Source organism: Kordia sp. E (assembly GCF_056033805.1).
The window spans coordinates 203,106-215,393 of record NZ_JBRASR010000002.1; the positions used below are offsets into that span (position 1 = coordinate 203,106).

At 32.9% G+C, this 12,288-nt stretch carries 11 protein-coding genes; 10 read left to right on the forward strand and 1 reads right to left on the reverse strand.

Translation table 11 applies throughout. The annotated features are described in order from the left end of the window. The first annotated feature begins 58 nt into the window (after positions 1–58). The 10 genes from ACUUYC_RS03720 to ACUUYC_RS03765 all read left to right on the forward strand — a co-directional run bounded on the left by ACUUYC_RS03720 (position 59) and on the right by ACUUYC_RS03765 (position 11,321). Complete coding sequence (locus ACUUYC_RS03720; RefSeq protein ID WP_474263984.1) at positions 59–517, forward strand: GAF domain-containing protein; 459 nt, start codon at positions 59–61, stop codon at positions 515–517. Between the two features lie 68 nt (positions 518–585). Next, complete coding sequence (locus ACUUYC_RS03725; protein ID WP_474263986.1) at positions 586–1,845, forward strand: glycosyl hydrolase family 18 protein; 1,260 nt, start codon at positions 586–588, stop codon at positions 1,843–1,845. Between the two features lie 186 nt (positions 1,846–2,031). Further along, positions 2,032–3,564: a bifunctional phosphoribosylaminoimidazolecarboxamide formyltransferase/IMP cyclohydrolase gene (purH, locus tag ACUUYC_RS03730; RefSeq protein WP_474263988.1), complete on the forward strand. Its 1,533-nt coding sequence runs from the start codon at positions 2,032–2,034 to the stop codon at positions 3,562–3,564. A gap of 67 nt (positions 3,565–3,631) precedes the next feature. Further along, positions 3,632–4,660: a rod shape-determining protein gene (locus ACUUYC_RS03735; RefSeq protein ID WP_474263991.1), complete on the forward strand. Its 1,029-nt coding sequence runs from the start codon at positions 3,632–3,634 to the stop codon at positions 4,658–4,660. A gap of 15 nt (positions 4,661–4,675) precedes the next feature. Further along, positions 4,676–5,497 (forward strand): rod shape-determining protein MreC, encoded by an 822-nt coding sequence (mreC, locus tag ACUUYC_RS03740; protein ID WP_474263993.1) that lies wholly within the window; start codon positions 4,676–4,678, stop codon positions 5,495–5,497. Positions 5,498–5,581: 84 nt separating this feature from the next. Further along, positions 5,582–6,004, forward strand: coding sequence for a rod shape-determining protein MreD (locus ACUUYC_RS03745; RefSeq protein WP_474263995.1), 423 nt, complete (start codon positions 5,582–5,584; stop codon positions 6,002–6,004). Beyond that, entirely contained in the window at positions 6,001–7,884 is a 1,884-nt protein-coding gene (gene mrdA, locus ACUUYC_RS03750) for a penicillin-binding protein 2 (protein WP_474263997.1), read from the forward strand. The genes ACUUYC_RS03745 and mrdA overlap by 4 nt, the downstream gene beginning before the upstream one ends. Further along, on the forward strand, positions 7,877–9,169 hold the full coding sequence (gene rodA, locus ACUUYC_RS03755) for a rod shape-determining protein RodA (protein ID WP_474264000.1): 1,293 nt from the start codon (positions 7,877–7,879) through the stop codon (positions 9,167–9,169). Before mrdA ends, rodA begins: the two co-directional genes overlap by 8 nt. Before the next feature lie 175 nt (positions 9,170–9,344). After that, positions 9,345–10,907 carry a vitamin K epoxide reductase family protein gene (locus ACUUYC_RS03760; protein WP_474264003.1) on the forward strand — a complete coding sequence of 521 codons (1,563 nt, stop codon included), beginning with the start codon at positions 9,345–9,347 and terminating at the stop codon, positions 10,905–10,907. Between the two features lie 30 nt (positions 10,908–10,937). Next, positions 10,938–11,321: a hypothetical protein gene (locus ACUUYC_RS03765; protein WP_474264005.1), complete on the forward strand. Its 384-nt coding sequence runs from the start codon at positions 10,938–10,940 to the stop codon at positions 11,319–11,321. Positions 11,322–11,426: 105 nt separating this feature from the next. Here the strand turns inward: ACUUYC_RS03765 and ACUUYC_RS03770 are convergent, their stop codons facing one another. After that, on the reverse strand, positions 11,427–12,272 hold the full coding sequence (locus ACUUYC_RS03770; RefSeq protein ID WP_474264008.1) for a DNA/RNA non-specific endonuclease: 846 nt from the start codon (positions 12,270–12,272) through the stop codon (positions 11,427–11,429). Between the last annotated feature and the right edge of the window lie 16 nt (positions 12,273–12,288).

Genomic DNA, 12,288 nt, shown 5'->3' on the forward strand with positions numbered 1-12,288 from the left:
AAGAAAGATTTTTATACTTTTTTCGACTATTTTTGCAAGCATTAAAAATTTAGAATACATGACATTTGCAACATATAAACCACAAGTAATCGAAATCTTATCAAATGAAACACTTTCTGTAGATGATCGTATGACAAAAGTATGCGAATTATTACAGGAAAACTTTAACCATTATGACTGGGTTGGCTTTTACTTCAAAAACGGAGACAAGCCTGAATTGAAACTAAGAGCATTTGCAGGTGAGCCAACAGATCATACCATTATTCCATTTGGAAAAGGAATCTGTGGACAAGTAGCGGTTTCTAATGAAAACTTTTTAGTTCCTGATGTAAAAGCGCAAAATAACTACATCGCGTGTAGCATTTATGTAAAAGCCGAAATTGTAATTCCATTATTTGTAAATGGTGAAAATATTGGGCAAATAGATATTGATTCGCACACACCAGATCCGTTCACAAAAGAAGACGAAGAATTCTTAGAATTCATCAACGTGAAAGTTGCTGAGATTTTGAGTTAGTCATCACATAGCATAAAGTTAGCGAAATTTCTTATCTTGACTTTTAAGATTCATCTTAAAAAAATCAAATGAAAAGAGTACTCATAACGCTTATTTCACTCATCATTCTAACAAGTTGTAATGTTGATAAAAAGTCAACTATAAAGGAGAAAGATGCTACAAATTTGAGCACTAACGATACGTTTATAAGTCAACGTCATTTGCATGATCTCAAGTATGGAAAATTCAATTTTAAAACAGAACAACAATGGGATAGTCTAAACAATATCTCTCATAAAAAAACACTTTACACAAAAGGGGAAATTCATCCTGATGTACGCACATTTGGATGGCATCTATATTCCAATGGTTCTTCCTATAAAAATTACAATTTTTCCATGTTATGGGGACTTTCGTACTTTTCATACACTGTTGAACCAAAAACTGGAAATTACAAAAATATTCATCAATGGAAAACGACTTCTTTAATTGATAGTGCAAAAGCAAAAGATTGTAAAATCTTTTTATCGGTTTCAAATTTTGGAGGTAAAAACAATGCTACTTTTTTAGAAAACCCTAAAGCGCAAAAAACACTCATAGATAGTTTATCTAATTTATTAGCGCTTAGAGCTGCTGATGGAATAAACATTGATTTTGAAGGCGTTTCAAAAAACAATAAGAACGATTTTACAAAATTTATTATTCAGGTATCTAAGAAGCTAAAACAAGACAATCCAAAATATATGGTTTCTTTATGCTTATATGCTATTGACTGGCATGATATTTTTGACATAGAAGCTATCAACTCACATGTAGATTTTTATACTTTAATGGGATATGATTATTATGGGAGTTTTAGCAAAACTACTGGGCCAGTTACTCCATTTAAAACCAGCACAGAATTTGGAAAAGGTTTAGAGTCATCCGTAAATTACTATAAAAACAAAGGCGTTCTTTTTGATAAATTAATTGTTGGATTACCATATTATGGAGCAGAATGGCATACGCAAAATGCTAAAATGGGCGCAAAAGTAACAAAATTCAAATCACATCCACCGTACAAATCAATACGAGAATTCTATATTGATTCTTTAAAAATTCCACTCCAATTTGATTCTAAAAGTGCTTCAAGCTATCTTGTTATTAAAGATGGAAACAACAAGTATCGACAACTATTTTTTGAAGATGTAAAATCATTATCAATTAAATACGATTGGATAAAAAGTAATAACATCAGTGGCGTCGGAATTTGGGCGTTGGGATATGATGATGGTTATCCTGAACTATGGAATTTATTAGCTGAAAAATTTTCACAAGAACAAAATTCAACAATGACCAACAACAAATAAGATGTCATTAAAACAGGCATTTACTCAAAAAAGTCATCAAATTTTATCTATGTAAAATTCAGAATACTACAAGCAAAGATTAAAATTTGTATTTGATGGTTTTTTTATCTCTATAAAAGGCTGTTTTTGGGTGTTAATTATTACTTTTGCAGCTTCACAACAACACAATTAACAACTTACACTCGAATGAATTCCCAGAAACAAGCAAAATCAGCTTTAATTTCGGTCTTCAGCAAAGATGGATTAGCTCCAATTGTTGAAAAACTGCATGCATTAAACATCACTATTTATTCCACTGGTGGAACAGAAAAGTTCATAAAAGACCTTGGAATTCCTGTGGTTCCTGTTGAAGATGTAACTTCATATCCTTCAATTCTTGGCGGACGTGTAAAAACATTACATCCTAAAGTATTTGGCGGAATTCTAAATCGTCAAAATAACGAAAGTGATGTTGCTGAATTAGCTGAGTATGAAATTCCACAAATTGATATTGTCATTGTAGATTTATATCCATTTGAAAAAACAGTTGCATCTGGCGCAAGCGAACAAGATATTATTGAAAAAATTGATATTGGAGGAATTTCTCTAATTAGAGCTGCCGCTAAAAACTTTGCAGATGTACTTTGTGTATCTTCTGTAGATGATTACGAAAGCTTTTTACAGTTATTAACAGCACAAGAAGGTACTTTCTCTGTTGAAGATAGAAAAGCGTTTGCCGCGAAAGCATTCAATGTATCTTCACACTATGATACTGCAATTTTCAACTACTTCAATCAAGATCATGCGATTCCTGCATTGAAAGTGAGCGAAACTAAAGGAAAAGTATTGCGTTATGGCGAAAATCCACATCAAAAAGGGTTCTTCTTTGGGAATTTTGATGAAATGTTTGATAAGCTTCACGGGAAAGAATTAAGTTATAACAACTTATTAGATGTTGATGCTGCTGTAAACTTAATGAGTGAGTTTACAAATGACGATCCAACATTTGCCATTTTAAAACACAACAATGCTTGTGGTTTTGCAACACGTCCTACAATTCATCAAGCGTATGTAGATGCATTAGCTGGTGATCCAGTTTCTGCTTTTGGTGGAATTTTGATTTCAAACAAAAAAATTGACAAAGCTACCGCTGAAGAAATTCATAAACTATTCTGTGAAGTTGTAATTGCTCCAGAATATGATACGGATGCATTAGAAACTTTAAAAGGAAAGAAAAATAGAATTATTTTAATTCAAAACGAAATAGCTTTACCAGAAACACTAGTTCGCACCTGTTTAAACGGTGTATTAGTGCAAGATAAAGATGGTAAAACAGATTCGCTAGAAGGTTTAACATATGCTACTGAGAATAAACCGACAGACGCACAGTTAGAAGATTTACTATTCGCTTCTAAATTGTGTAAGCATACAAAATCAAATACAATTGTATTAGTTAAGAATAAACAATTGTGCGCAAGTGGAACAGGACAAACAAGTAGAGTTGATGCATTAAATCAATCTATTGTAAAGGCAAACAGCTTTAATTTTGATCTCAATGGAGCAGTGATGGCAAGTGATGCATTTTTCCCGTTTCCAGATTGTGTAGAAATAGCTGGCAACGCTGGAATTAATGCCGTAATTCAGCCTGGCGGATCTATAAAAGATCAATTAAGCATCGATTATTGCAATTCAGCTAATATTGCGATGGTATTTACAGGCACAAGACACTTTAAACATTAAAAATTTTATACCTTTGTATTTCATTATTAGTGACTTACAAAACGTATTCAAACAGCAGATATAACACATGGGATTTTTTGATTTCTTAGTAGAGGAAATAGCAATAGATTTAGGAACCGCTAACACATTGATCATTCACAATGACAAGGTCGTTGTAGACAGTCCATCTATTGTCGCCAGGGACAGGATTTCTAATAAAATCATTGCCGTCGGACAGGAAGCTGCTCGTATGCAAGGAAAAACCCATGAGAACATCAAAACGATTCGTCCATTGAAAGATGGTGTAATCGCAGATTTTGATGCATCTGAAAAAATGATCAGTCTGTTTATAAAAAATATCCCTGCGCTTAAAAAGAAACTTTTTCCACCTTCACTTCGTATGGTTATTTGTATTCCATCAGGAATTACAGAAGTAGAAATGCGAGCGGTAAAAGAATCAGCAGAGCGTGTAAATGCAAAAGAAGTTTATTTGATACACGAACCAATGGCAGCAGCCATTGGTATCGGTGTCGATATTATGCAACCAAAAGGAAACATGATTGTTGATATTGGTGGTGGAACTACTGAAATTGCCGTAATCGCTTTAGGCGGAATTGTCTGTGACAAATCTGTAAAAGTAGCTGGTGATGTATTTACCAACGATATTGTATACTACATGCGTACACAACACAACTTATATGTTGGAGAACGTACTGCAGAAAAAATTAAGATTCAAATTGGAGCAGCAACCGAAGATTTAGAGGTTCCGCCAGAAGAAATGTCGGTTCAAGGACGTGATTTATTAACTGGAAAACCGAAGCAAGTTCAAATTTCATATCGTGAAGTTGCTAAAGCGTTGGACAAATCTATCTTACGTATTGAAGATGCGGTTATGGAAACATTATCTCAAACGCCTCCAGAATTAGCGGCTGATATTTACAACACAGGAATTTACCTTGCTGGTGGAGGATCTATGTTACGTGGATTAGACAAGCGTCTTTCTCAAAAAACAGATTTACCTGTATATATTGCCGAAGATCCATTACGTGCCGTTGTACGTGGAACAGGAATTACCCTGAAAAACCTTAGCAAATTCAAAAGTGTATTGATCAAATAAGAACATATATAGTACATGCAACAGATTCTTAATTTTCTGATAAAGAATAAAAACTTTATTCTCTTCATGCTGTTGCTATTTATATCACTTGTTTTTACGATTCAATCGCATTCATATCACAAAAGCAAATTTATAAACTCTGCCAATTGGCTTACAGGTGGAATTTACGAACAGTCGAATAGTGTTTCTACTTATTTTTCACTCAAATCTGAAAATGAAAAACTAGTTGAAGAGAATCGTAGATTAAAAGGTTTGGTATACAGTAAGAAAGATAGCCTACACAACATGCAATTTATTGACAGTAGTTCGTTTGCTACTAATTATTTATTTCGTGCTGGAAAAATCATTAAAAACAGTTATTCAAAGCCTGATAATATAATTTTAATCAACAAAGGAAGCTCGGATAGTATTAAAACAGATATGGGCGTTGTAACACCTAACGGAATTATTGGTATTGTTGATAGAGTTGGTGGAAGTCATGCAACAGTGATTAGTATTTTGAATTCAATTTCAAAAATTAATGCACAATTAAAGAACACTAATTACTTTGGAACATTAATTTGGAATGGCGAAAATCCAAATATTGTTCAATTGATCGATTTAGAAAAACTAGCTACATTTAAAGTAAATGATACGATTACCACTGGAGGACATTCTACGTTATTTCCAAAAGGAATTCCAATTGGTACGGTAAAAGATTTTAAGTTAGATACAAAACAAAATTTGTACACAGTGAACGTACAATTATTCAATGACATGACTAATTTGGAAAATGTATATATCATTGAAAATTTACACAGAGAAGAAATAGATAATTTATTAGCACCTAAAAATTAAATGAGTTCCGTTGTTTTTTGGAATACAGTTCGGTTTATTATAGCTGTTTTGGTACAAGTTTTAATTTGTAACCATATCGACTTCATGGGATATATTAACCCAATGGTGTATATCTATTTTATTTTATTATTTCCTTTTAATTCCAACAGAAGTTTATTTTTGGTTTTAGCATTTGTGTTAGGTCTAACTGTAGATATGTTCTCTGATTCTGGTGGCGCTAATGCAGCTGCTTGCGTTATTATTGCATACATAAGACCGTTTGTATTACGCTTTGCTTTTGGTATTAGTTACGAACACCAATCTATTAAGTTAGAGAATACCGCTTTTGGGCAACGTATCGTGTATATTGTTATTCTTACGTTCATACATCATCTTTTCATGTTTTTATTAGAAATTTTTAACATTTCAAGCATACTTCTTGTATTGAGAAACACGTTATTCTTTGGTATCTTTACAACTATAGTCATCACTTTATCAATAACTCTTTTTAGTCGAAAAAAATCATGAGGAAACTTTTGCTATATCTTGTTGTCATTTCTGTTGGAGTCATTTACACAGGAAGGCTCTCGTATTTGCAATTGTTTAATGAAAATGTAGTTGCGACTGATCTTACAAATGATAGCGCTATAAAAACTGTATATGATTATCCACAGCGTGGTTATGTATACGATAGAAACGGAATTTTGCTCGTTGCAAATCAACCTTCATATGATGTAATGGTCATTCCACGTGAAGTAAAAGAATTTGATATTCCTGAATTTTGCAAGCTTTTAAAAATCACCGAAGAAGATTATACCAAGTTGCTAAAAAAAGCAAAGAAACACTCTTGGCGAATTCCGTCTGTATTTGTGGCGCAAATGGCAAAGAAAGACTATGCGTTTCTTCAAGAAAAAATGCATCGTTTTAAAGGTTTTTACATTCAAAAACGTTCTATTAGAAATTATCAAACTACTGTTGGAGCCAATGTTTTGGGTTCTATTGGTGAAGTAAATAATGCTGATTTAAAAAAGAATCCATACTACCAATCTGGTGAATTGATTGGTAAAACAGGTATTGAAAAATCGTATGAAGACGAATTACGTGGAATTAAAGGAGTAAAATATATTCAAAAAGATATCCACAATAAAGTATTAGGATCTTATGAAGACGGACGTAATGATACACTTGCCGTGAATGGAAAAGATATTCAAATTACGATTGATAGTAAATTACAAGAATACGGCGAAAAGTTAATGATTAACAAACGTGGTGGAATTGTCGCTATAGAACCTTCATCTGGAGAAATACTAGCTTTAATTACTGCTCCGAGTTACAATCCAAATTTATTAGTTGGCCGAAAACGTTCTAAAAATTACAACAAATTACATTACGATTCTATCAATAAACCATTATATGACAGAGGCTTATTAGCTATGTATCCACCAGGCTCTCCATTTAAAACACTAAATGCTTTAGTTGCTTTACAAGAAGATGTCATCACAACTGAGACTACTTTTAGATGTCGTCATGGATATGTATATGGACGTAGTGGACGAAAAATGGGTTGCCATTGTGGAGGCGGAAATCGTAGGTTAATAGATGGTGTTGCCAAATCGTGTAATGCATATTTTGCAAACACATATCGACAAGTTATTAGTAAATATGATTCTCCACGCGAAGGAATGAATGTTTGGAGTAATCATATTAAAAGTTTTGGCTTAGGTGAATACTTTAATAATGATTTATCTACTGGACGAAAAGGTAGAATTCCAACAGGCGATTATTACACAAATAATTATTTTAAACATGATAGATGGCATGTTTTAAATACGATTTCTAATGCTATTGGACAAGGGCAAGTAGAAATGACGCCAATTCAATTAGCGCACATGACAGCTACAATTTCTAACAGAGGTCATTATTACACACCACATATCATCAAATCAATTGGCGGAAATCCTCTTGAAAATGATCACTTTACCAAACCAAAATACACAACGATTGACAAAGAACATTTTGAGCCAGTAATTCAAGGTATGCACGATGTTTTTAGCATGAAAAAAGGTGGAACAGCAAAATGGTTAAATGTGCCTGGTATTGAAATTTGTGGAAAAACAGGAACAGCCGAAAATTTCACCAAAATTGATGGAGAAAGAAAACAGCTAACCGATCATTCTATATTTATAGCATTTGCACCAAAAGATAATCCAAAAATAGCTATTGCAGTTTTTGTTGAAAATGGATATTACGGTGCGCGTTGGGCAGGAAAGATATCTAGTTTAATGATTGAAAAGTACTTGAATGGTGAAATCACCTTGAAAGCAATGGAAAAACTAGTATTAGAAAAGAGTTTAGAAGAAGAATATGCAAAGCCTTTGAGCGGGAAACCTTTTACCATTAATGAGTAGAGAAGTAAAATTTATAAAAAAAATTGATTGGCTTTCCATTCTTCTGTACTTTATGTTAGTCGGAATTGGTTGGATTAATATTTACTCAGCCTCTGTTACAGATGCTTCTACAGGTTTTTTTGATATGAGCGAACTCTACGGAAAACAGCTCGTATTCATTACCACAAGCATTTTTCTTATTATTCTAATTCTTTCCATAGAAGCTAAGTTCTATGAACGGTTTTCTAGTATTATTTATATTATTGGCTTACTGGCTTTAATGGGTGTCGTCGTTTTTGGTAAAAATATCAATGGCGCCACTTCTTGGTATGCTATTGGAAGTTTCACGCTTCAACCTTCTGAATTCGCGAAAGCAGCAACCGTATTAGCATTAGCAAAGTTTTTGAGTGATATTCAAACGAATATCAACAACTTCAAACATCAATTGATTTCATTTGCTATCATACTTGCGCCACCAGTGCTCATCATGCTACAACCTGATGCCGGAAGTGCTATGGTATATATGGCATTCTTTTTTGTATTGTATCGTGAAGGTTTACCAGCAATTTATTTAGGGATTGGCTTTATTTTGGTTTTACTATTTATCATCACACTGAAATTAGGGTATCTCATTACAATTATTGCTACGTTAATTATTGGGCTAGCATGTATTTTTATATTCTTTCGAAAGAAATTAAAACGACAACGTCACACATCTTTAGCTATTACTTCATTAGTTACAGCTGTTATGTTTATTCTTGCCGTAAACTATATTTTTTACAATGTATTTCAACAACATCATCGTGATCGTTTCACCTTAGTTTTAGGTTTAGAAAAAGATCCTATAAAGCTTGAACAGATGCGAAAAACGTTTGGTTTTAATACAAATCAATCTGAAATTGCTATTGGTTCAGGAGGATTTTTCGGAAAAGGTTGGCTTAAAGGAACACGTACACGCGGAGATTTTGTCCCAGAACAAGATACAGACTACATCTTTACAACTGTTGGTGAAGAATGGGGATTTATAGGAAGTTTTGCGGTCATTTTTATTTTCGTCGCCTTACTCCTGCGAATTCTCAGTAGAGCCGAACAACAGAAAAACAAATTCAGTCGTGTGTATGGTTATAGTGTCGCCGCCATACTATTTTTCCACTTTGCTATTAACATAGGAATGGTGATTGGTTTATTTCCTACGGTTGGAATTCCACTACCTTTCTTTAGTTATGGTGGTTCTGGACTTTGGGGATTTACTATTTTACTCTTTATTTTTATCAAGCTTGACGCGAATCGAATTAATGAGTGGTAAGCCAATTATTAAGTAATTTCAGACATAATCAACTTCACCTTTCTCCATTTTATAAATTGAACAGAATCAACTCTTAAAAAGACCTATTCATACTTCTTACTTCCAAAATACTTTCTATCTTTAGCTAACTATAACCAAGATTTTAATTTCCCCTACCAAAATTGAAATAAATTAGATGGAACATATTATCCTTTCTTTACTAAGAACCAATGGCTATTTAACTATTGATAGCGAACGACTCAACTTGCAATTATTATCACATCCTGAATATCCAAGTTTAAAATCAATTACTGATACGTTAGATTATTTTGAAATTGACAACTTAGCAGCTACAGTGCCTAAAGAAGCGCTTTCAGAAATGCCAAAATCATTCTTAGCCTTAGTGAATTCTGAAAAAGGTGACGATGTAGTATTAATTGAAAAGAAACGTGGCATGATTCATATGTCATTATCTGATGACACTAAAGAAAAACTAACTGAAGAAACATTCACAAATCGCTGGACAGGAACTATTATTGCAGTTGAAGAAGTTGAAAAAGTAGTCGATACACAATCAATCAAAGCAGCACTTCCCTACTTTATTGTGGCCATTGTTGCTGCTGTAAATGTATCACTAAACTTTAGCTTTGAATACCTATTATATACATCACTTACACTTGTTGGCTTATATATTAGCGTGTTGATTATTAGAGAAGATCTAGGAATTAAAAGTAAAGCCGTTGCCAAAGTTTGTGGTGCTATATCTAAAAATAGTGATTGTGGCGACGTTATTACCACAAAAGGAAATTTACTCTTCGGATTCATTACCTTGAGTGATGCATCTTTTGTGTTTTTCTCAGCATTATTTTTAATATTATCATCTATTGGATTTCATCAAAGTACACTATTTGGTTTGTCTTTAGCAGGAATTCCAATTGTGCTATATGCCATTTACAGACAAGGAATTGTACTTAAAAAATGGTGTGCATTATGTTTATTAATTGCAGGAATCTTAGTGTTACAAACTGGATTATTAGCTGCTACATTTTCATATAACTGGATACTTGACTGGGCATATATTGCCAAAGCAGCAGGGATTTTTGGCTTACTATATATTGCATGGAATTATTGTAAAACTTATTGGGAAAGTCATGAAAAACTTGGAAATGCTGAACGTGATTTCTTAAAGTTTAAACGAAACCCTGAGTTATTTAAAACGATGCTTCAAGAACAATCTGTGCTAAATCCGAATGTGATTCCAGCACCTTTGCGTATTGTTTTTGGGAATCCAAATGGTGCAATTCAATTGCAAGGCGTTACAAATCCACTATGTGGCTTTTGTACAGCTGCTTTTGAATCGTATGATAAATTATTAAGTACATATGGAGATGATATTCGTTTAGAGTTTATTTTTAATGTTCCCAAGAATGCTGAAAATAAGAGTACACAAATCGCTTCTCGATTAGTTGATTTGTATTTACAAGATCCTAAAAAATCATACACAGCTTTAAAAGAATGGTTTGCCAACAGAAACATTGACGAATGGCATAAAAACTTTGGATTTTCAGAAAATAAAATGGTTTCAGACGTATTAGACGCACATAATCAATGGTCAAATATTAATGATGTACACTATACACCTGCAAGCATCTTGAATAATAATTTCTTCCCAAAAACTTATGAAATAAAAGATTTACCATTGTTTATTCAAGATATGATTTTGGAAACACAACAAGATTCTGAAGCAACTGTTTCGTAATATTTTTAACCTAATAAAATAATAATAAATATGGAAAACTTAAACAAAGAAAGACATGGATGTGTTACTGCATGGTTGGTTTTTATAATCATCGCAAATTCAATTACTGCAGTTTTATATCTTTTTGCTGGAGATTTGGTTTCTAACAACATTCCTGGTGGAATTTCAACTTCAATGATGATTCTTTTAGGAATACTAGGAGTAGCAAACATCGTTTTTGCGATTCTCCTATTAAGTTGGAACAAAATTGGATTTTGGGGATTTTTATTTGTAAGCATTATCGCATTAGTAGTTAATCTAAATATTGGATTAGGTATTGGACAATCATTATTTGGATTAGTTGGAATAGCAATCTTATATGGAGTTTTACAAATTAAGAAAGATGATGTAAGTGCATGGGACAACTTAGATTAAAAATACGATACAACCAATCGTCATAATCTACTGCATTGACAAAGATTTATATAGTGTAAAAATTCACAACGGAATTATTCTGTTGTGAATTTTTAAATTAAAGAACTACCTAAAACTCCATTGCTTATAATTCGTAGAAGCTTCAAGCTCGTTTTCTTTTGAATCCTCTAACTCAGGAAAGAAGTCAATTCCTGTGCGTTTTTCTATTTCGTCAACAGGTACTACAAATTCGTATAAAGGCTTGTCTATATCTTTGTGTGGCATCAAAAAAGCAATGATTTTAGTTTCTCCTCCAGAAGTATCTAATAATATTTTATAAAAATAATTAGGCACAGCTACTTCTTCGTTTCCAATCGTTTTTAACCCTTTTTCTAAAATTCCGCCTGTAACGACATATATACCATCATATTTTTTTGCCCAGTACCGAACTTTTTGTTCTAATGTATTCCAAATACCAGCATTAAATCCATGCTTTTGTGGTGAAATATTACTTGTTAGAAACGTTTCTGTAAAGACTGCTTTGGTATATTTACGATCCGCTGCAGGACACAAATGTCCACGGTCATATCCTGATTTTTTGTAGTTTCGCCAATGCGCAGATTCGCTTCCTACAGCATTATCTTGTTCAAAATAAGGACGTTTAAAGTCTGTATATACTACTTGATTCTTCTTTAATTCATACGCAACCCATTCAGCTTGCTCATAAGCTTCATGATATGATAATGAATACCCTTCATGATGAATTATTTGCCCTGTTGTAGAACTTGGCAAATAGTATGTATTTGTTAATTCCTTCGGATTACTATTGGTCGTTTGTGTTTTACTTCCGTGAACATCATTATTTGGGTTGTACTTTGTTTTTCCTTTTAATTGATCTCCATATTGTTCATATACAATAAAAGCAGCTCCAATAAATAGTACTAATAGCGGATATATTTTTTTTCGTTTCAATTCTTTAAGGTTTTCG

Bases quoted from the DNA above. Each gene is read 5' to 3' on its own strand.
- ACUUYC_RS03765 (WP_474264005.1), top strand. From the start codon at position 10,938: ATGGAAAACTTAAACAAAGAAAGACATGGATGTGTTACTGCATGGTTG.
- ACUUYC_RS03725 (WP_474263986.1), top strand. From the start codon at position 586: ATGAAAAGAGTACTCATAACGCTTATTTCACTCATCATTCTAACAAGT.
- mrdA (WP_474263997.1), top strand. From the start codon at position 6,001: ATGAGGAAACTTTTGCTATATCTTGTTGTCATTTCTGTTGGAGTCATT.
- ACUUYC_RS03735 (WP_474263991.1), top strand. From the start codon at position 3,632: ATGGGATTTTTTGATTTCTTAGTAGAGGAAATAGCAATAGATTTAGGA.
- ACUUYC_RS03720 (WP_474263984.1), top strand. From the start codon at position 59: ATGACATTTGCAACATATAAACCACAAGTAATCGAAATCTTATCAAAT.
- purH (WP_474263988.1), top strand. From the start codon at position 2,032: ATGAATTCCCAGAAACAAGCAAAATCAGCTTTAATTTCGGTCTTCAGC.
- ACUUYC_RS03760 (WP_474264003.1), top strand. From the start codon at position 9,345: ATGGAACATATTATCCTTTCTTTACTAAGAACCAATGGCTATTTAACT.
- ACUUYC_RS03745 (WP_474263995.1), top strand. From the start codon at position 5,582: ATGGGATATATTAACCCAATGGTGTATATCTATTTTATTTTATTATTT.
- rodA (WP_474264000.1), top strand. From the start codon at position 7,877: ATGAGTAGAGAAGTAAAATTTATAAAAAAAATTGATTGGCTTTCCATT.
- mreC (WP_474263993.1), top strand. From the start codon at position 4,676: ATGCAACAGATTCTTAATTTTCTGATAAAGAATAAAAACTTTATTCTC.